At 40.3% G+C, this 17,986-nt stretch carries 20 protein-coding genes and 1 tRNA gene; 6 read left to right on the forward strand and 15 right to left on the reverse strand.

What is annotated here, in order from left to right; genetic code table 11:
• Window positions 1-46: 46 nt before the first annotated feature.
• The 3 genes from CIK00_RS20570 to mutY all read right to left on the reverse strand — a co-directional run bounded on the left by CIK00_RS20570 (window position 47) and on the right by mutY (window position 1,750).
• Window positions 47-122, reverse strand: a tRNA-Phe gene (locus CIK00_RS20570).
• 168 nt (window positions 123-290) lie between these two features.
• Window positions 291-563: an oxidative damage protection protein gene (locus CIK00_RS20575; protein WP_101770389.1), complete on the reverse strand. Its 273-nt coding sequence runs from the start codon at window positions 561-563 to the stop codon at window positions 291-293.
• A gap of 134 nt (window positions 564-697) precedes the next feature.
• Complete coding sequence (gene mutY, locus CIK00_RS20580; protein WP_101770390.1) at window positions 698-1,750, reverse strand: A/G-specific adenine glycosylase; 1,053 nt, start codon at window positions 1,748-1,750, stop codon at window positions 698-700.
• Between the two features lie 249 nt (window positions 1,751-1,999).
• Here mutY and trmB point away from each other — a divergent pair, with 249 nt between their 5' ends.
• The 3 genes from trmB (at window position 2,000) to CIK00_RS20595 (ending at window position 4,220) form a co-directional block, all read left to right on the forward strand.
• Window positions 2,000-2,737: a tRNA (guanosine(46)-N7)-methyltransferase TrmB gene (gene trmB / locus CIK00_RS20585; RefSeq protein ID WP_101770391.1), complete on the forward strand. Its 738-nt coding sequence runs from the start codon at window positions 2,000-2,002 to the stop codon at window positions 2,735-2,737.
• Window positions 2,738-2,841: 104 nt separating this feature from the next.
• The gene (gene glsB / locus CIK00_RS20590; RefSeq protein WP_101770392.1) at window positions 2,842-3,762 is read left to right on the forward strand and encodes a glutaminase B; all 921 of its coding nucleotides are present in this window, start codon (window positions 2,842-2,844) and stop codon (window positions 3,760-3,762) included.
• 59 nt (window positions 3,763-3,821) lie between these two features.
• A complete protein-coding gene (locus tag CIK00_RS20595; protein ID WP_101770393.1) occupies window positions 3,822-4,220 on the forward strand; it encodes a YggN family protein in 399 nt (132 codons plus the stop codon).
• 121 nt (window positions 4,221-4,341) lie between these two features.
• Here the strand turns inward: CIK00_RS20595 and hemW are convergent, their stop codons facing one another.
• The 6 genes from hemW to CIK00_RS20625 form a co-directional block, all read right to left on the reverse strand.
• Window positions 4,342-5,502: a radical SAM family heme chaperone HemW gene (gene hemW, locus CIK00_RS20600; RefSeq protein WP_101770394.1), complete on the reverse strand. Its 1,161-nt coding sequence runs from the start codon at window positions 5,500-5,502 to the stop codon at window positions 4,342-4,344.
• Complete coding sequence (locus CIK00_RS20605) at window positions 5,502-6,095, reverse strand: XTP/dITP diphosphatase (protein ID WP_045040878.1); 594 nt, start codon at window positions 6,093-6,095, stop codon at window positions 5,502-5,504. Before CIK00_RS20605 ends, hemW begins: the two co-directional genes overlap by 1 nt.
• A gap of 216 nt (window positions 6,096-6,311) precedes the next feature.
• Window positions 6,312-6,608 (reverse strand): DUF167 family protein YggU, encoded by a 297-nt coding sequence (gene yggU, locus CIK00_RS20610; protein WP_101770395.1) that lies wholly within the window; start codon window positions 6,606-6,608, stop codon window positions 6,312-6,314.
• Entirely contained in the window at window positions 6,605-7,162 is a 558-nt protein-coding gene (locus CIK00_RS20615) for a YggT family protein (RefSeq protein WP_101770396.1), read from the reverse strand. Before CIK00_RS20615 ends, yggU begins: the two co-directional genes overlap by 4 nt.
• Before the next feature lie 9 nt (window positions 7,163-7,171).
• Entirely contained in the window at window positions 7,172-7,990 is an 819-nt protein-coding gene (gene proC, locus CIK00_RS20620; RefSeq protein ID WP_101770397.1) for a pyrroline-5-carboxylate reductase, read from the reverse strand.
• 92 nt (window positions 7,991-8,082) lie between these two features.
• Entirely contained in the window at window positions 8,083-8,793 is a 711-nt protein-coding gene (locus CIK00_RS20625) for a YggS family pyridoxal phosphate-dependent enzyme (protein WP_101770398.1), read from the reverse strand.
• A 25-nt stretch (window positions 8,794-8,818) separates the two neighbouring features.
• Here CIK00_RS20625 and CIK00_RS20630 point away from each other — a divergent pair, with 25 nt between their 5' ends.
• Window positions 8,819-9,856: a type IV pilus twitching motility protein PilT gene (locus tag CIK00_RS20630; protein ID WP_101770399.1), complete on the forward strand. Its 1,038-nt coding sequence runs from the start codon at window positions 8,819-8,821 to the stop codon at window positions 9,854-9,856.
• Window positions 9,857-9,872: 16 nt separating this feature from the next.
• Window positions 9,873-10,979 carry a PilT/PilU family type 4a pilus ATPase gene (locus tag CIK00_RS20635; RefSeq protein ID WP_101770400.1) on the forward strand — a complete coding sequence of 369 codons (1,107 nt, stop codon included), beginning with the start codon at window positions 9,873-9,875 and terminating at the stop codon, window positions 10,977-10,979.
• Between the two features lie 346 nt (window positions 10,980-11,325).
• Here CIK00_RS20635 and ruvX read toward each other — a convergent pair whose 3' ends face one another.
• From ruvX to metK, 6 genes are all read right to left on the reverse strand, one after another.
• Window positions 11,326-11,757, reverse strand: coding sequence for a Holliday junction resolvase RuvX (ruvX, locus tag CIK00_RS20640; RefSeq protein ID WP_101770401.1), 432 nt, complete (start codon window positions 11,755-11,757; stop codon window positions 11,326-11,328).
• Window positions 11,754-12,317: a YqgE/AlgH family protein gene (locus CIK00_RS20645; protein WP_101770402.1), complete on the reverse strand. Its 564-nt coding sequence runs from the start codon at window positions 12,315-12,317 to the stop codon at window positions 11,754-11,756. The genes ruvX and CIK00_RS20645 overlap by 4 nt, the downstream gene beginning before the upstream one ends.
• 120 nt (window positions 12,318-12,437) lie before the next feature.
• The gene (gene gshB / locus CIK00_RS20650; protein WP_101770403.1) at window positions 12,438-13,388 is read right to left on the reverse strand and encodes a glutathione synthase; all 951 of its coding nucleotides are present in this window, start codon (window positions 13,386-13,388) and stop codon (window positions 12,438-12,440) included.
• Between the two features lie 17 nt (window positions 13,389-13,405).
• Window positions 13,406-14,137: a 16S rRNA (uracil(1498)-N(3))-methyltransferase gene (rsmE, locus tag CIK00_RS20655; RefSeq protein ID WP_101770404.1), complete on the reverse strand. Its 732-nt coding sequence runs from the start codon at window positions 14,135-14,137 to the stop codon at window positions 13,406-13,408.
• Between the two features lie 132 nt (window positions 14,138-14,269).
• Window positions 14,270-14,755, reverse strand: a complete 486-nt coding sequence (locus CIK00_RS20660; RefSeq protein ID WP_101770405.1) for a SprT family zinc-dependent metalloprotease — start codon at window positions 14,753-14,755, stop codon at window positions 14,270-14,272.
• A 152-nt stretch (window positions 14,756-14,907) separates the two neighbouring features.
• Window positions 14,908-16,062, reverse strand: coding sequence for a methionine adenosyltransferase (gene metK / locus CIK00_RS20665; protein ID WP_101770406.1), 1,155 nt, complete (start codon window positions 16,060-16,062; stop codon window positions 14,908-14,910).
• Window positions 16,063-17,211: 1,149 nt separating this feature from the next.
• Between metK and CIK00_RS20670 the strand changes: the two genes are divergently transcribed.
• A complete protein-coding gene (locus CIK00_RS20670) occupies window positions 17,212-17,556 on the forward strand; it encodes a hypothetical protein (RefSeq protein ID WP_045037807.1) in 345 nt (114 codons plus the stop codon).
• Window positions 17,557-17,986 lie beyond the last annotated feature (430 nt).

Raw genomic sequence — 17,986 nt, forward strand, 5'->3', positions numbered from 1 at the left:
AACAGATTATATCGTTGCTTAACACCAAACTTCAAAAGAGAAGAAATGGTGCCTCGAGGCGGAATCGAACCACCGACACGAGGATTTTCAATCCTCTGCTCTACCGACTGAGCTATCAAGGCAACGGGGCGCTATTAAAAGGGTTTTGAGCCTTTTCGTCAACCCTTTTTTTAATAATAAATGATTATTATGTTTGAGTGTCGGCTTTTTGTTCGTTATGGCGTGATTTTTTACTTTTTTAATGTATTCCGCCGTTTGAGTTACGGCGGAATATCTCTTTGATCTCAATATTATTTTGCTGGTGGTGTGTAACCATCAATCACAACATCTTTTCCTTCAAACAAAAAATTGACCATTTCTGTCTCAAGTAGTTGGCGATGTTCTACATTCATCATATTAAGTTTTTTTTCATTGATCAGCATAGTTTGCTTTGCTTGCCACTGTGCCCATGCTTGCTTTGATACGGTATCAAAAATGCGTTGACCAAGTTCACCTGGGTACAATTGAAAATCTAGACCTTCAGCTTCTTGCTGTAGATGGACACAAAAAACAGTACGGCTCATGGAATATTCCTTATGCGTTTATTTTGAAATCACAGCGAGAAGAGCTGTATTTATAATTGCTGTATTTATAGCAATAGTTATACCAGACTCGGCCAGTAGCGGCTAGGGTCGAGGCGGGAATAACAACCGTGTAATTACTGCGGGTATAACAATCCTTCAAGGATCTTTTGTACTGGTGCTGCGAGACCAATTTTAGCGGGATCATGCAGATCATACCATTGCCCTTGGCGCTCATGAACCACATCGGGGAGTGTGTTTAAGGTAAATAAGACGGGCACAATATCGAGGTGATAATGACTAAAGGTGTGTCTGAATGCGATTAGCTGTTGTTGGCTGGCGATCAGTGTTTGTGGTTGACCTAATTGCTGCAATAACAGATCATCGAGATCGTCACTATCATGTTGTGGAAAACACCATAAGCCGCCCCAAATACCCACTTGCGGTCGTTGTTCCAGCCACACTTTGTCGCCATAACGTAAAATTGCGAACCAAGTTTGTTTTTCTGGCATCACTTTTTTAGGTTTTTTTCCTGGAAATTCAGCTTGGCGCTGTTGGGCTTTAGCAATACATTGGGCTTCAATGGGGCATAAATCGCATTTAGGTTTGCTGCGAGTACAAATCATTGCCCCCATATCCATCATCGCTTGGTTGTAACGTTCCACGCCAATGGCTGGTGTGTTTTCAGTCGCGATTTCCCATAATGCATTTTCAACGGGTTTCTTTCCCGGCCAACCTTCAATCGCATAGCAACGAGCAAGAGTACGCTTAACATTGCCATCTAAAATAGGGTGGTGTTGGTTTAATGATAGTGATAATACCGCGCCAGCCGTTGAGCGTCCGATACCGGGTAGGGCTTCAACGTCTTCAATCGTTGTTGGAAACTCGCCATTATGCTCAGTAACAATTAATTGTGCTGCTTTGTGAAGATTGCGTGCACGGGCGTAATAGCCCAAGCCGGTCCATAAATGGAGTACTTCATCTTGCTCGGCTGCCGCAAGATCGGCGACGGTAGGGAAGCGAGCCATAAAGCGTTCAAAATAAGGGATCACGGTAGCAACTTGGGTTTGCTGCAACATGATTTCAGATAACCAGACTTTATAAGGCGTCTTTTGATGTTGCCATGGCAGGGTTTTACGGCCGAATTTGTCATACCACGCTAAAATAGCGTCGGAAAATGCTGTACTCACGTTGGGCTCACTTTACTTATAGACTTAAAAAATGTCAGGTTGCGCTTTATTATTGAATGAGTTTGCGGAAAGTTGGAGTCCGTGGAGACGATCCCTTATACTGCAAGTCATCGATGTAATGGCGTCTATAATGACGTTATTGACTAAGATTGCATCATAAACTGGCGATTGTCACACTTGATAGACTTGAATTGAGTCTATAAATTTGGATAATGCCGTTCCGTTTCTTTTTTTGTTTGGATAGTTAGCATGAGCGAAGTTTCAAAAAAGTCAGGTGACGTAACTCTGACTGAATTTACCGATGAAGGCAAAATGGTTCGTAAGATCCGTAGTTTTGTTCGTCGTGAAGGCCGTTTAACCAAGGGTCAAGAACATGCGATGGAAAAAAACTGGCCAGCCATGGGTATTGATTTCGCCACTGAAATGCTGGACTGGACACAAGTCTTTAACCGTGAAGCGCCAGTTGTATTAGAAATTGGCTTTGGCATGGGTGCATCATTAGTTGAAATGGCACAAACTGCGCCAGAGAAAGACTATGTGGGTATTGAAGTACATAGCCCTGGTGTTGGTCACTGTTTAATGGGCGCAGATGCGGCTAATTTAACTAACCTACGCGTAATGTGTCATGACGGTGTTGAAGTGTTTGAACACATGATCCCCGATGGTAGCCTAGATATGGTGCAGTTGTTCTTCCCTGACCCATGGCACAAAGCACGTCACCATAAGCGTCGTATTGTTCAGCCTGAATTTGCTGAGATGCTACGTAAAAAGCTTAAAATTGGTGGTATTTTCCATATGGCAACTGACTGGGAAAACTACGCTGAGCACATGGTCGAAGTGATGGATGCAGCCCCTGGTTACAAAAATACAGCTACTGATGGTGCTTACATTGAACGCCCAGAAGATCGTCCTTTAACAAAGTTTGAAGCTCGTGGTCATCGTCTAGGTCATGGCGTATGGGACATGAAATATATGCGTATTGAATAATTGCAGACATTGCTGTGACTATCGATTAGGGTGGCAGCAGTAATTGCGTTATTTATTTAGAAAGCCAACTTTTGTTGGCTTTTTTGTTATTGGAGATGAAGTAAATGAAGCCGACAGAGACCTTACTCAATGGCATTTTAGATGAAGTTAGGCCATTGATTGGTCAAGGGAAAGTCGCTAACTATATTCCTGCTTTAGCTGACGTTCCTGCGAGTAAATTAGGCATCGCTGTGTGTTATAACGATGGTGAAATTATTCAAGCGGGCGATAGCCAAGAAAGCTTTTCTATTCAATCTATCTCCAAAGTATTATCGCTAACCTTGGCAATGGCACTATATGACGCTGATGAATTATGGGCGCGAGTCGGTAAAGAGCCATCAGGTCAGGCATTTAATTCAATGATTCAGTTGGAATTAGAAAATGGTATTCCGCGTAATCCGTTTATTAATCCCGGTGCGATTGTTATTTCTGACATGCTGTATAGCCGCTTGTGTGCGCCGCAATATCGTATGCTTGAATTAGTGCGTGAATTATCCTGTAACCCACAGATTGTTTACGACAAAATTGTGGCTAACTCCGAGATGCAACACAGCGATCGTAATGCTTCGATTGCCTATTTAATGCGGTCATTTGGTAACTTTAATAATGAAGTTATGCCAGTGTTAAATAACTACTTTAGCTACTGTGCATTAAAAATGAGTTGTGTTGATTTAGCGCGAACATTTTCTTATTTAGCAAATAAAGGTCAGCCTTTAGGTGCAAAAACGCCAATTATTAGCCAAACTCAAAGTAAGCATATAAATGCATTGCTTGCGACATGTGGATTATATGATGGCGCGGGAGAGTTTGCTTACCGCGTTGGTATGCCGGGGAAATCAGGTGTCGGTGGCGGTATTGTCGCAATTGTACCGGGAGAAATGACCATTGCAGTATGGTCGCCAGAGTTAGATCAATCTGGTAATTCTTTAGTAGGTACTGCGGCATTAGAGAAGTTATCAGCACGGATTGGACGTTCTATTTTTTAGTGGGTATATATCGAGATGATATGTCGTCACCCACTTTTTCAGGGAAGCGAGTATTGTCTATGAATATTAAATCTTACATAAAAAATGGCTGTTGGTTATTCATTGGATTGGGTATCAGTTCATCGGTTATGGCTGTCGAGTGTCAGCCGTTGTGGAAAAATAATGTCAGTTTTACGGATGAAAAATTAATTTTAGAGCAAGACACACAGACCTTTACGATTAAAGATAATGGTCAGCTTTATTTTGATATTCATAAAGTAAATTTAGGCCCGCAACAAACTGAGTTATTGGCACAATATTATCAAACAATTACCACAGATTTGCCGTATGTTTTATCGCATGGTCAACATATTGATACGACATTATGTGATTTTGCAGCGGTACGTGTTGAGAAAGAAAATCAAATTCGACAACAGATCCCAGCATTGAAAAATTGGCGAAGTGTCAGTTTAGAATAAGATTTTTATTGTTGGGTTTAGCTTTGATTACAGACAACTAAAAAAAGCGATTCACTGGGTGATATCGCTTTTTTTATGATTATTTTTTGAGGTTATGTTGAACAATAATTCGGTGAGTTAACTACTCATCATCTTCAACAAAAACAGCTAATAAATCGTTTAAGAACAATTTACCATGCTCGGTGATCTGCCATTGATCGCCGCTATCTTGTAAATAATGTTGTTCAATCGCCCAATCAATATTAGCTTCAATGGTGGTTAACGGTAAGCCAGTACGATCAATGAAGTCTTGCTTTGGACAGGCTTCTAATAATCTGAATCTGTTCATGAAAAACTCAAAGGGACGTTCACTATCAACTACTGATATTTGTTCGCTTAAATAAGGCTTATCTGCTTGTAAATATCCACGTGGATGCTTCACTTTTACAGTGCGAACAATACGTCCATCAGCAAAACTAATCTTGCCATGCGCACCACAGCCAATGCCTAAATAATCACCAAAACGCCAATAATTTAAATTATGCTGGCATTGTTTACCGACTTTACTGTAGCCAGAAATTTCATATTGTTGATAACCCGCTTCCGTTAACAGCGCATGACCTTGCTCAAAAATATCCCATAAATCATCGTCATCAGGCAATGTTGGTGGTTTTGAGTAATACAGCGTATTCGGTTCAATCGTAAGTTGATACCAAGATAAATGTGGTGGATCAAGTGCGATCGCTTGCTTGAGATCGCTGATCGCATCAGCAATAGATTGATCGGGTAAACCATGCATCAGATCGGTGTTAAAGCTGTTTAATCCGGCAAATTTTGCCAGTTCAATGGCTTTAATTGCTTCTTGGCTGCCATGAATGCGGCCTAAACGCTGTAATTTATCGTCTTGGAAACTTTGAATGCCAATTGAAATTCGGTTTACCCCAGCTTGGCGATAACCTTCAAAACGACCTGCTTCAACAGTACCCGGATTGGCTTCCATGGTGATTTCAATAGTGTCACTAAAGGGAATGCGCGTTTCAATGGCTGTCAGTAAACGGCCAATTTCAGTGGGAGAAATTAAACTTGGTGTACCACCACCAATAAAAATTGAATGCAGTGGTCGCTGACCATTTACTAATTGGTACGCCATCAGATCTGTTTCGAGATCGTCAATTAACGCATCAATGTAATCCAGTTCTGGCAATTCAGTTTTTAGCGCATGCGAATTAAAGTCGCAATAGGGGCACTTTTGGACACACCAAGGAATGTGAACATATAAGCTGAGTGGTGGAGGAACAAGCATTAGTTAGCCTTTAGTGCACTGAAAAGTTGTTGAAGCGCTTTACCACGGTGTGATAGTTGTTTTTTACGACTTGGATCTAATTGCGCAGAAGCACATTGATCTTCAGGTACCCAGAAAATTGGATCGTAACCAAAACCATTATCGCCATGACGTTGTGTTAAAATACTGCCTTCCCATGAACCATGACACACTAGCGGTGTAGGATCATTTTCGTGGCGCATCATCACTAATACACAATGGAAACGTGCACTGCGTTGTGCTTCAGGTACACCGTCCATTGCTGCAAGTAATTTATCAATATTTTCGGCATCTGTTGCGCCTTCACCTGCAAAGCGAGCCGAATAAATACCCGGTGCGCCTTGAAGGAAATCAACCTCAAGCCCTGAATCATCAGCAATCGCGGCACAACCTGTTTCTTTCGCAGCATGACGTGCTTTGATGATTGCATTCTCAATAAAAGTGGTGCCTGTTTCTGCTACTTCTGAAACATTAAAATCACTTTGAGCGACAACATCAAAACCAAAATCAGCCAGTAGGGAAGCCATTTCTTTTACTTTGCCTTGATTACCTGTTGCCAATACCAGTTTGCTCATATTGATGCCTTTTGAAAATGTTAATTTGTTAATGACGACTATGATAGCCGTTGTGTGGGTAATAACAAAGTCGTGCATTGTACGAGATGATTATTTACGGTTTATATACCTTTGCTGTTTATATCTTGGTGTTGTTTATATACCAATGTGTCGACATAAAAAAAGCGAATACCAATGTGATATTCGCTTTTTTAAAGGTAACAGCTGGCAGCAAAACTATTGCATTAAATTCGCTATCGTTTCAGGGATCTGTTTCGGATCTTCGATACGAATTTGCTTGTGGCGACCTTGAAAGCCTTTTTCCACGTGCACTAATCCTTTTGCGACTTTAAATTGTTTAGCCAAATATTTAGCTAAATGCGCATTCGCTTTACCATCTACGGGAGGCGCTGTAATGGCAATTTTCACTTCACCACCATGCAGACCAACGATTTGATCGCGGCTGGCTTTAGGCTGAATGTAAAGTCGAATAACGACATCATCACCTTGACGAAATACAGCGTGATCACTCATAACTGGAACCAGATTGGTCCAATTAAATCACCCATTAGATAGTTAGCAAACTGCAATCCTAAGAAGATCACTAGAATACTTAAATCAAGACCGCCCATAGCCGGCAGAACACGACGAATCGGTGCCATTAGTGGTTCAGTAAGTTGATTCATCACATATTCCATTGGGCTGCGGCCTTGGCTTACCCAACTTAAAATGGCACGAATTAATAGTACCCAGAATAATAAACCGCCAGCCGCTTTTAATAATGCTAATAGACCAAATAATAAGAACAGTGGGTTAAAGGCTAAAGCACCCCCTGTTAAGGCCAGTTGTAGCAGAATAAATTTAGCGACACACAATACGTAACCAAACAAAATGGTTGCCATATCGATAGAGCCAATTGATGGGATCACACGACGTAATGGTGCCACAACCGGTTGGGTTGCTTTAACAATAAATTGTGAGAATGGATTATAAAAATCTGCACGTGACCATTGTAGCCAAACACGTAGCAACACAATCATGATATAAAGATCGAAGACTGTGGTAATTAAAAAAGCGAGTGAATTCATAATTAAACCTTAAAACAATTGTTCCATTTCTTGAGCACGAGCAACCGCAGCTTGCATTGCTTTAGCCACGATTTCAGTTAGATGATGTTGATTGAACGTATTAATCGCTTCTGCTGTAGTGCCACCTTTAGACGTCACTTGCTGACGTAGTGTAGCAAGATCCGTTTCTGGATTGGCTTGCACCATTTCAGCTGCGCCTAATGCAGTTTGTTGAACTAACAAGCGTGCAGTTTGTTCATCAAAACCTTGTGCCATTGCTTGCTGTTGGATCGCTTCCATAAATAAGAAGAAGTAAGCGGGTGCACTGCCTGCTGCGGCAATAATACCATTGATATCTGCTTCTTGTTTAACCCAGCAAATCTCACCGACAGCTTGAAGTAATTGACTTGCAAATTGATGATCTTGCGGCGCTAATGTTGCATCTGCATATAAACCGCTCATGCCCTTACCAATTAATGCTGGTGTGTTTGGCATTACGCGCACTAAATGCAGTTGGCTATCAAGCATCGTCGCCAGTCGAGCACTATTAATACCCGCAGCAATAGAGATCACTAATTTATTACTGAAATCTACCGCTTGCAATGGTAAACATACTTCAGCCATCAATTGGGGTTTTACTGCCAGTACAATAACATCCGCTTGTTGCGCTGCACGTAGGTTATCACTGTCGGTATGAATGCCAAAATCACGGCTTAATGGAGCTAGACGTGTTTCACTAGGCGCTGTAGCTGTGATTTTACTCGCGTCATAACCACTGGCTATTAACCCAGCGATGATTGAACGAGCCATGTTACCAGCCCCGATAAAGGCGATAGAACGCTGTTCCATGTAATATCCTTTGCTGTTGGTACGACGCGCAAATGGGTAGCTGAGTCGTTGACCGTTATTGAAAAACTATTGTTAGGATTTAAAAACTATTATTAGGCTTGGCTGCTATAATCACGCGCACCAAATAGGGCTGTACCAATACGAACCATGGTACTACCTGCGGCAATAGCAGCTTCCATGTCACCACTCATACCCATAGATAGCGTATCAAGCTGTGGATGGTGTGGTTTCAGTTGATCTAATAAATCTGCCAGTTTTTTAAACGCGGTGAATTGACTATCATAATCGGTTTCCGGTTGTGGAATCGACATTAATCCGCGTAAAGTTAATTGAGGCATGGTTGCAATGGCTGCGGCTAGTTCTACAACCTCATCAGCGGTAATGCCTGATTTACTCGCTTCACCGCTGGTATTAACTTGTAACAGCACATTTAATGGTGCCATTGTTGTTGGTCGTTGTTCATTTAAACGGGTCGCTGTTTTTAGGCGATCAATCGAATGAACCCAATCAAAATGCTCGGCAATTGGGCGCGTTTTATTTGATTGAATTGGACCAATAAAGTGCCAAACTAATTGTTTTGCGGCAGGATGACTCGCAAAATAATTAACTTTATCAACCCCTTCCTGAACGTAGTTTTCACCAAAGGCAAATAGACCAGCGTCAATTGCTTGCTCGATCGCAGCAACGGGTTTGGTTTTACTTACTGCTAGCAGTTGCACTGAATCGATGTCTCTGCCGCATTTTTCAGTTGCGAGTGCCATCTCATTGATGACCTGTATAATATTTTGCTTAATACTGTTCATAATTGATTCTTGAGGAAAGTTATTTATGGATATTACCGAATTACTCGATTTTAGTGTAAAGCATAACGCATCAGATCTGCATCTTTCTGCGGGCGTTCCACCAATAATAAGAGTTGATGGGGATGTGAGAAAGCTCAGTTTACCTGCTTTAAGTCACACTGAAGTACATCAATTGATTTTTGATATTATGAACGATGCTCAGCGTCGAGAATATGAAGAAAAATTAGAAGTCGATTTTTCTTTTGAATTACCCGACATTGGTCGTTTCAGAGTTAACGCTTTTCATCAGTCGCGTGGTTGTTCTGCTGTGCTACGGACGATCCCGATTCACATTCCAAGTTTAGCGTCACTGAATGTGCCAGCGGTTTTTTATGATATTGCTCAACTCAATCGTGGTCTAGTGTTAGTGACGGGGGCAACGGGTTCAGGTAAATCAACCACTATTGCCGCCTTAGTAGATTACATCAATAGTAACTATCAACGCCATATATTGACCATTGAAGATCCGATTGAATTTGTCCATACCAGCAAAAGTTGTTTGATTAACCAACGTGAAGTACATCGTGACACATTGAGTTTCCAAAATGCATTGCGCTCATCATTGCGTGAAGATCCTGATGTTATCGTGGTGGGCGAGTTGCGCGATCAAGAAACGATTAGTTTAGCGTTAACCGCGGCTGAAACGGGGCACTTAGTGTTAGGCACCTTGCATACCAGTTCCGCGGCTAAAACCGTTGACCGTATTATTGATGTTTTCCCTGGGAGTGATAAATCGATGGTGCGCTCAATGTTGTCGGAATCATTACGTGCCGTTGTCGCCCAAAATTTATTGAAATGTACCTCTGGTGGGCGTGTTGCTTGTCATGAAGTGATGATGGCAACCCCTGCTATTCGAAACTTAATCCGTGAAGACAAAATTGCTCAGATGTATTCGATGATTCAAACCGGCTCATCCCTTGGCATGCAGACCATGGAACAAAGTGTAAAAATGCTGGTGGCACAAGGAATGGTAGAAGCCGAAGAAGGGCGTCGTATTCTTGATAGTAATCAACGTGGATTTTAAATAAATGAATAGTTGTATGACGTTAGATGACATTCTTGAGCAAGTCGTTATTAAAAAAGCCTCTGATTTATACATTACGGTTGATTCAGCGTGTTTATTAAAAATTGACGGCAATCTGCATGATATTGGAAAAGTATTAAACCGTGATGATGTCGATAGTTTGTTTGATCAAGCGATGGACACCAACCTTAGACAAGAATTTATCAGTACTAAAGAAGCTAACTTTGCTTTAGTTCGTAATGAACATCGATTTCGTGTCAGTGCTTTTTGGCAACGAGAATTACCAGGGATGGTGATCCGTCGTATTGAAAGCCAAATCCCTCAAATAAGTGATTTGAAGTTACCGATTGAGATGGAGCGATTAGCGTTATCAAAACGAGGTTTAGTATTAATTGTCGGGGCAACAGGTTCGGGTAAATCAACCTCGATGGCGGCGATGACTGGCTATCGTAATCAGCATCGAAGTGGTCATATTTTAACAGTTGAAGATCCGATTGAATTTGTCCACAAACATAATAAATGCATTGTGACTCAGCGTGAAGTTGGACTTGATACTGCTAGCTATGAAGTTGCATTAAAAAATTCATTACGCCAAGCACCTGACATGATTTTGATCGGTGAAATTCGTACCCGTGAAACTATGGAGTACGCGATGACTTTTGCTGAGACTGGCCATTTATGCATGGCAACCTTGCATGCCAATAATGCTAATCAGGCATTAGAACGCATTTTACATTTAGTACCTGAAGAACGACGTGATCAATTTTTATTTGATTTATCTCTTAATCTTAAATGTATTTTAGCGCAGCAGTTAGTTGCTGATGCTAATGGCGTTGGTCGTCATGGTGTCTATGAATTATTACTCAATACGCCGCGAGTTGCCGATTTAATTCGACGTGGTGATCTGTATGAAATTAAAGATGTGATGGCAAAATCGACGGATGCAGGAATGATAACTTTTGACCAATCATTGTATGCATTATTTAGTGAAGGAAAAATTAGTGAGCAAGATGCGCTCTATCATGCTGACTCAGCGAATGATTTACGGTTGATGATTAAAGTGGGAGATCACAGTGTTCAGTCGTTAAGTAGTTTATCGGGAGTCACGCTTGAAAACAATTAAAGCCTATGATGATCCTTTTACTAAAGGATCATCATGGGTAAATTGATAATAATTATTACGTTTCAAATGCTTTTATTTAAATTATTGATTTTAATGTATTAAATTTTTTATGTGATAAGTTAAATACAGTGATTAAGCTTTTGAGTTTAAGTGATCCAAAAGCTGTACAAGCTGATCAAGTAAGTGATACCGCGGCTTGAGAAGTGAACAACAATGTTATAGAAATTGACTGTCAGCTTTGTGATGATCTTATTCACGAAAGCTGTACGAGGTAAAAAAAAGACAAGCTTCAGATGAAAGCTTGTCTTTTTTTATGTTCTTAGTCTGAGATGATAATCGCTGTTAACTAAGCGCCGTATTGACGTTCAAACCAACTTTCTAAAATCACTACCGCAGATTGTGAATCAATATTACCTTTACTTAATGAACGGTAACCGCCACGTTCAAAGAGCTCAGCTTTGGCTTCAACCGTACTTAAACGTTCATCGTGTAATTCAACCGCATAACCAAATCGACCATGAATCCGGTTGGCAAATTTCTTTGCCCGTGGCGCGATGGTTTCAAGTTCTTTGCCTGCGAGATCTAACGGTAGACCAACGACGATTAAATCAGGTTGCCATTCTTTAAGGATCTTTTCTATTTGATCCCAATTAGGAATGCCATCTTTAGCTTTTAAAGCGGAGAGTGGGCTGGCAGTGCCTGTGAGTTCTTGACCGATAGCAACACCAATACTTTTGGTGCCGTAATCAAAGCTTAATACGCTGCGAGATTTACTCATGCATGGCCTATATCTGATGACAGATTCGCGGGGCTAATACCCAATATTGCCATGGCTTGTTGCCAGCGCTGATCTATCGGAGTGGAAAAAATAATGTTGCTATCAGCTTCAATAGTAAGCCAATTATTATTCGCTAATTCTTGCTCAAGTTGACCTACATCCCAACCTGCATAACCAAGAGCGACAATAAATTGTTGTGGTGCTAGGTCTGTACCTAGTTGGGCTAAAATATCTAAAGAAGTGGTGACTGCAAGTTGAGGAGTAATAACAATACTGGAGCTATAATCAGCTTGAATCGTGTGTAATACAAAGCCGCGATCTTCGGCAACGGGTCCGCCATTGAGAACTGGGGCTTCAATACTTATAGGGTCAATTAATGGTTGTGTACGTTCAATATCAATTTGATCAAGCATGTCAGCAATTGAGATCTCAATCGGTTGATTAATGATGATGCCCATTGCACCTTCATCGTTATGTTCACAAACATAAATGACACTATGCTTGAAATTTGGGTCTTCCATCGTGGGCATAGCCACTAAGAAATGATTGGTCAGATTCATTTACAGCACCATTAAATACACATCAGCACCGATGATGGTGTTGATAATAAAAAGCAGCGATAAAATATAATCGCTGCGTTCTTGGTTTGATTATGGCTGATGTTTAGCGCTTAGGTGATTTTAGTTAGCGTTAATACGGCGTTCAATCGCGTCCATTAATTTACCTGTGATCGAAATATCAAATGCAGCTTCAATTTCACAAATACAGGTTGGGCTGGTTACGTTAATTTCAGTTAGCTTGTCGCCAATGACATCAAGACCTACAAATATTAAGCCTTTCTCTTTTAAAATTGGCGCCACGGCTTCTGCAATTTTACGATCAGTGTCGCTAATTGGACGCGCTTCACCACGACCGCCAGCAGCAAGGTTGCCACGGGTTTCACCTTTAGCAGGAATACGCGCTAGGCAATATGGCATTGGTTCGCCATCAACCACTAAAATACGCTTATCACCATTACTGATATCAGGCACGAAGGTTTGTGCCATACAGTAGTTTTCGCCCATTGCGGTTAATGTTTCAATGATCACTGATACATTAGGATCATTTTTCATTACACGGAAGATAGATGAGCCACCCATGCCATCAAGTGGTTTTAGAATCACATCACCGTGTTCTTTGTGGAACGCTTTTAGTTTGTCAGCACGACGCGTCACAATTGTGGTTGGCGTTAGCTCTGGGAACCATGCGGTAAACAATTTTTCATTACAATCACGTAGGCTTTGCGGTTTATTAACGATTAAAGCACCGTTATCTTCTGCACGCTCAAGAATGTAAGTGGCATAAATGTATTCAGTATCAAACGGAGGATCTTTACGCATTAATACTGCATCAAGATCCGCAAGTGGGATTTCTTGCTCATTATGGAATTCAAACCAGTCGTTTGGATCTTTTTTTACAGTGACAGTACGTGTACGTGCAATCGCGACACCTTGCTCTAAAGAAAGATCACTCATTTCCATGTAGTGTAATTCCCAACCACGACGTTGTGCTTCCATCATCATGGCAAAGGTCGAATCTTTTTTGATATTGATAGACTGGATAGGGTCCATCACGATACCTAGCTTGATCATTGTTTTCTCCTGATTACTTAGCCTAGATCACCAAAGCGAACTTGCAGTGCGGTAATGGCTGTCATTGCGGTAGTCTCAGTGCGTAATACACGTGGGCCTAATAGAATTTCATCAAATTTATATTGTTCTGTCATGCTGATCTCTTCAGCTGACAAGCCACCTTCAGGACCGATCAATAACCGAACTTTGGTTACTGGGGTAGGGAGGGTGTTAATTGAATAATGCGCTCGAGGGTGCAAATTCAGTTTTAAACCATCATATTCTTCTGCGCACCATTGCTCCAGTTTCATTACTGGGCGAATGGTAGGTACAACGTTACGACCACATTGTTCGCAGGCTGCAATTGCAATTTTCTGCCACTGTTCAAGTTTCTTTTCAAATCGTTCAGCATTAAGTTTAACGCCACAACGCTCTGAAATAAGCGGTGTAATAGTGTTAACTCCAAGCTCAACCGATTTTTGAATGGTGAACTCCATTTTATCACCACGTGAAATCACTTGGCCTAAATGAATATCTAATGGTGATTCAATACTATGTTCAACACGTTCTTGAATTTCAACTTCAACACTTTTTTTGCTAGCGCTGCTAATAACAGCGGGGAATTCAGCATTGCTGCCATCAAATAGTAATACTTGATGCCCGACTTGCATCCGCATAACGCGGCCAACATGGTTAGCCGCATCGTCGCTAAGCATAACCGTACCTTGGCTTGGTAAAGGTTGTGGATGGTAAATTCGTGGAATTCTCATGATGCGGTCATCTGTAGTAATTGTTGGGTAATAGAAGATATTACCATGGTTAACGACAGAAGAGAGGGCAAAAATCAGTGTGGCGATGAACGAATAATAAAAATTATCGAGGTCGTTTAAATACGATTCAAATTACGATGCTTTGAGCTGTAGCGGTTGGCGACATTTACGGCAATGGTAGCTGGCTTGTCCTCGTAGAACCTTATTATGACGTCGAATGGTTAGTGGGTATTCACTACAAGGGCAGTGGTAGATAAATGTAGCCCCAACGACTGAGCTAACATTAAAGTTGTGGGTGGTTTTAGGTATGACTTTAAATACTTCAGCCATGATTATTTGCCATTCATGACCATGAGGACGAACGCGACCAAAGTGTTTAAATACCACTAAATGGGCAACTTCATGGGCAACCACTTCATTAAGAAATGCATTCGGGTTTTCTGCCAGCAATATAGGATTAAAGCGTAGTTCCCATTTTTGTAGATGGGCTGTACCGGCTATTTTACCGCGTTGATTAAAATTAACCGTAGGTATGGATAGGCGTTTATTCAGACGCTGGTTAGCATGATGAATGCAATACTCTACGTGAGTAAGCACTTGCTTTTGTAGCGGGGTCATAGCCTTAAATATCCTCAGTTAAACTCTATATTGGTCGGTGATTAATGCAGATGACTATACACAGCCAGATAAATATTAACGATTATTTTATTTTAGACATAAAAAAAGGACGAATAATCGTCCCTTAGTAATTGATAAACCTAATTTTATTATTATTTAAGTTTAGCGAAGTCACGTAGTTCGTCTACTTTGTCTGTTTTTTCCCAAGGGAATTCTTCACGACCAAAGTGACCGTATGCAGCTGTCTTTTTATAGATAGGCTGAAGTAGGTTTAGCATTTCTTGTAGGCCGTATGGGCGTAGGTCGAAGTGCTGACGAACAGCTTCAATAATAATATCTTGATGTACTTTTTCAGTACCAAACGTCTCAATCATGATAGACGTTGGATCAGCAACACCGATAGCGTATGAAAGTTGAATTTCACAACGATCAGCCATACCAGCGGCAACGATATTTTTCGCTACATAACGTGCTGCATATGCTGCTGAACGGTCAACTTTTGATGGATCTTTACCAGAGAATGCACCGCCGCCGTGACGTGCTGCACCGCCGTAGGTATCAACGATAATTTTACGACCAGTTAAACCACAGTCACCCATTGGGCCACCGATAACAAAACGACCGGTTGGGTTGATAAAGAATTTAGTATCTTTACGTAACCATTCTTCTGGTAAAACTGGCTTGATGATTTCTTCCATTACAGCTTCACGAAGATTTTCTATAGAAATCGAATCACTGTGCTGTGTTGAAAGAACAACTGCATCAATACCAACAATTTTACCTTGATCGTATTCAAACGTTACTTGAGATTTAGCATCAGGACGTAACCAAGGTAAGCTGCCATTTTTACGTACGAGTGCTTGACGTTGAACAAGACGGTGAGCGTAAGTAATCGGTGCAGGCATTAATTCTTTAGTTTCGTTGGTTGCATAACCAAACATAATACCTTGGTCACCAGCGCCCTGCTCTTTAGGGTCTGCTTTATCAACGCCTTGGTTGATGTCTGGTGATTGCTTACCAATGGTATTTAGAACTGCACAAGAATTAGCATCAAAGCCCATATCTGAATGAACATAACCGATTTCACGGACTGTTTCACGAGTGATTTCTTCGATATCAACCCAAGCTGATGTTGTTACTTCGCCACCGACCATTACCATGCCAGTTTTTACGTAAGTTTCACAAGCAACACGTGCTTTTGGATCTTGCTCTAAAATTGCATCCAAGACTGCGTCTGAAATTTGGTCTGCAATTTTATCTGGATGACCTTCTGATACCGACTCAGAAGTAAACAGATGTTTAGCCATTGATGGTCTCACTTATATTCATAAATTTGGTAGAACGGTAGCGGTAATACTGATACTGCACTGCATTCCATACGTTTATATGTATGGAGCTACCTCCGTCTAGACGTCTATAATACCCCGACCAGTTATAAAATCAACAATGTAATCTGTAAGGATTTAGTCAAATTTTTCGTTAATTAAAAATTATGCTGATTCTTGTTCTTGTTTTTAATATAAAAAATTAAAGTTAAATTTGTTTCATCTTATTGAATATATTTGGTTTTTTATATTTTCCTGAAAAAATAAAACAATTATATTTGACGGTATCTATTTAAAACAATATTTCTATGAAATGAAGTGATCGCTGATAAATAGCAACATCATTTATTCGTAAATTATTATTTTATGACTATTTGGCGCAGATCTGTCTTCTCGCAATGCTGTGTTTCGTAAAGATCTCGCCAATACAATTCGAGTACTTAATTATAGATGGTGTGTAACAAGCAAACTTGGATCGAATTAATTTTCAGCTCAGAATCAGGCTTTAAAAAGGTCGTAAATAGCGGTCTTTTTTTATGAGGATAATTCCTACTAAACATTAAAAATAATAACAATATTAAACCACAATATTAAACCACAATATACATTACTAAAACTAATTCGAAGTGGTTGTTTTTATCGCTTTTAAAGCGTAGTTAAATATCTATAATGGCCACATCAAAACACGACCACAAGCCTTATAGAATCAATGGTTAGGCTATGGTTGTACTATTAAAAAAGCTTAGTTTTTTGAGGAAAAAGATATGACTGGTATCGTTAATAAAATTATTGCACTTTACGCTCCTGTATTCGCTCCTATGTACAAAAGCGGCAACATGATTAAGTAAAGTTAGTGTTAAGGTTTACCTTAACCATTAAACATCTTCTTTAAGAAGGCTTTGAGCTGATTGCTCAAAGCCTTTTTTACGTTTAGAGCTAAAGTGCATTTTCCTCAAAAAACGAATAATCCATAAAACCATACTTTTTGGTTATATTTTCATATTTAGACATTCCGTTAACGATGTATTTCGCTGACGTTTGTCAATTTTTAATTTTGTTACATTATTTATCTTTTCTTTATTTTTATAATGATTAAAATAAACTCATAAGTTTACTTTTTTGAGTGTTGTGATGAAAAAAGCTATTTTAGGATTATTGTTAGGTGCAATGGCATTTGCTTCGATTCCTGCGCAAGCAAATAATTGGGGATCTTGGGGCGATACTAAAAAAGGTCGTGTTGAGAGTGCTCGAATTTGTGGCAAGAATGGTTATATCTTTAAAGTTCGAGATAGTTTTTATGTTGCTAAATACCAATCAGGTAAACGCTTTGCCGTTGGTGTACCCGTTAAAGCTCGTTTTGGTAAAAATAAGTGGCTACGTGTTGAAGGGCTTAAGAACGACGGTAATTACCTTGTTAAGCGTAAGTACTACAGCTTAGCTAAAGCAAAAGCGAGCGCATGTGGTTTAGCGTGGTAAGTCATCTTTGATGATATGAATTGTAGAAAGGTCGCTAAGGCGGCCTTTTTTGCATCTGAATATTATTGAATTGGTCGCATTACGAAGAAATTTAAAAGTGGGTAGTTGTTATGATGTTAGCCGAGTAGAAAAGCTGATTTTTGCATAAGTGGCTACCCAATAGCGTTCAAATGAAAATTTTGGAATTAAGTAACACTAATAACAATATAATAACGTTAGTTTTAGCCTCATTTAGCTTAACAAAACCGTTTAAAACACTGACTTTGGGAGTGTTTTTGTATGAGTGACGATCACGTAGTGCATGTTAGATGCCATATGTTAAATACAGCCGTTTTTAGCTAAAAGTAATACTACGAGCCGAGTGATGTCTGTTTATGGCTTTAAAATCGTTTTTAGGGGCTATTTAACGGATATTTGGGTCATGTCAGAC

This window comes from Photobacterium carnosum (assembly GCF_002849605.1).
Taxonomy (GTDB): domain Bacteria; phylum Pseudomonadota; class Gammaproteobacteria; order Enterobacterales; family Vibrionaceae; genus Photobacterium; species Photobacterium carnosum.

Coding starts and splice junctions, on each gene's coding strand:
- CIK00_RS20605 (WP_045040878.1), bottom strand. CDS start 6,095: ATGAGCAAACTGGTATTGGCAACAGGTAATCAAGGCAAAGTAAAAGAA.
- CIK00_RS20595 (WP_101770393.1), top strand. CDS start 3,822: ATGAATATTAAATCTTACATAAAAAATGGCTGTTGGTTATTCATTGGA.
- gshB (WP_101770403.1), bottom strand. CDS start 13,388: ATGATCAAGCTAGGTATCGTGATGGACCCTATCCAGTCTATCAATATC.
- CIK00_RS20615 (WP_101770396.1), bottom strand. CDS start 7,162: ATGAATTCACTCGCTTTTTTAATTACCACAGTCTTCGATCTTTATATC.
- CIK00_RS20660 (WP_101770405.1), bottom strand. CDS start 14,755: ATGACCCCGCTACAAAAGCAAGTGCTTACTCACGTAGAGTATTGCATT.
- CIK00_RS20645 (WP_101770402.1), bottom strand. CDS start 12,317: ATGAATCTGACCAATCATTTCTTAGTGGCTATGCCCACGATGGAAGAC.
- metK (WP_101770406.1), bottom strand. CDS start 16,062: ATGGCTAAACATCTGTTTACTTCTGAGTCGGTATCAGAAGGTCATCCA.
- CIK00_RS20670 (WP_045037807.1), top strand. CDS start 17,212: ATGAAAAAAGCTATTTTAGGATTATTGTTAGGTGCAATGGCATTTGCT.
- glsB (WP_101770392.1), top strand. CDS start 2,842: ATGAAGCCGACAGAGACCTTACTCAATGGCATTTTAGATGAAGTTAGG.
- CIK00_RS20575 (WP_101770389.1), bottom strand. CDS start 563: ATGAGCCGTACTGTTTTTTGTGTCCATCTACAGCAAGAAGCTGAAGGT.
- yggU (WP_101770395.1), bottom strand. CDS start 6,608: ATGAGTGATCACGCTGTATTTCGTCAAGGTGATGATGTCGTTATTCGA.
- ruvX (WP_101770401.1), bottom strand. CDS start 11,757: ATGAGTAAATCTCGCAGCGTATTAAGCTTTGATTACGGCACCAAAAGT.
- rsmE (WP_101770404.1), bottom strand. CDS start 14,137: ATGAGAATTCCACGAATTTACCATCCACAACCTTTACCAAGCCAAGGT.
- proC (WP_101770397.1), bottom strand. CDS start 7,990: ATGGAACAGCGTTCTATCGCCTTTATCGGGGCTGGTAACATGGCTCGT.
- trmB (WP_101770391.1), top strand. CDS start 2,000: ATGAGCGAAGTTTCAAAAAAGTCAGGTGACGTAACTCTGACTGAATTT.
- CIK00_RS20625 (WP_101770398.1), bottom strand. CDS start 8,793: ATGAACAGTATTAAGCAAAATATTATACAGGTCATCAATGAGATGGCA.
- CIK00_RS20635 (WP_101770400.1), top strand. CDS start 9,873: ATGACGTTAGATGACATTCTTGAGCAAGTCGTTATTAAAAAAGCCTCT.
- CIK00_RS20630 (WP_101770399.1), top strand. CDS start 8,819: ATGGATATTACCGAATTACTCGATTTTAGTGTAAAGCATAACGCATCA.
- hemW (WP_101770394.1), bottom strand. CDS start 5,502: ATGCTTGTTCCTCCACCACTCAGCTTATATGTTCACATTCCTTGGTGT.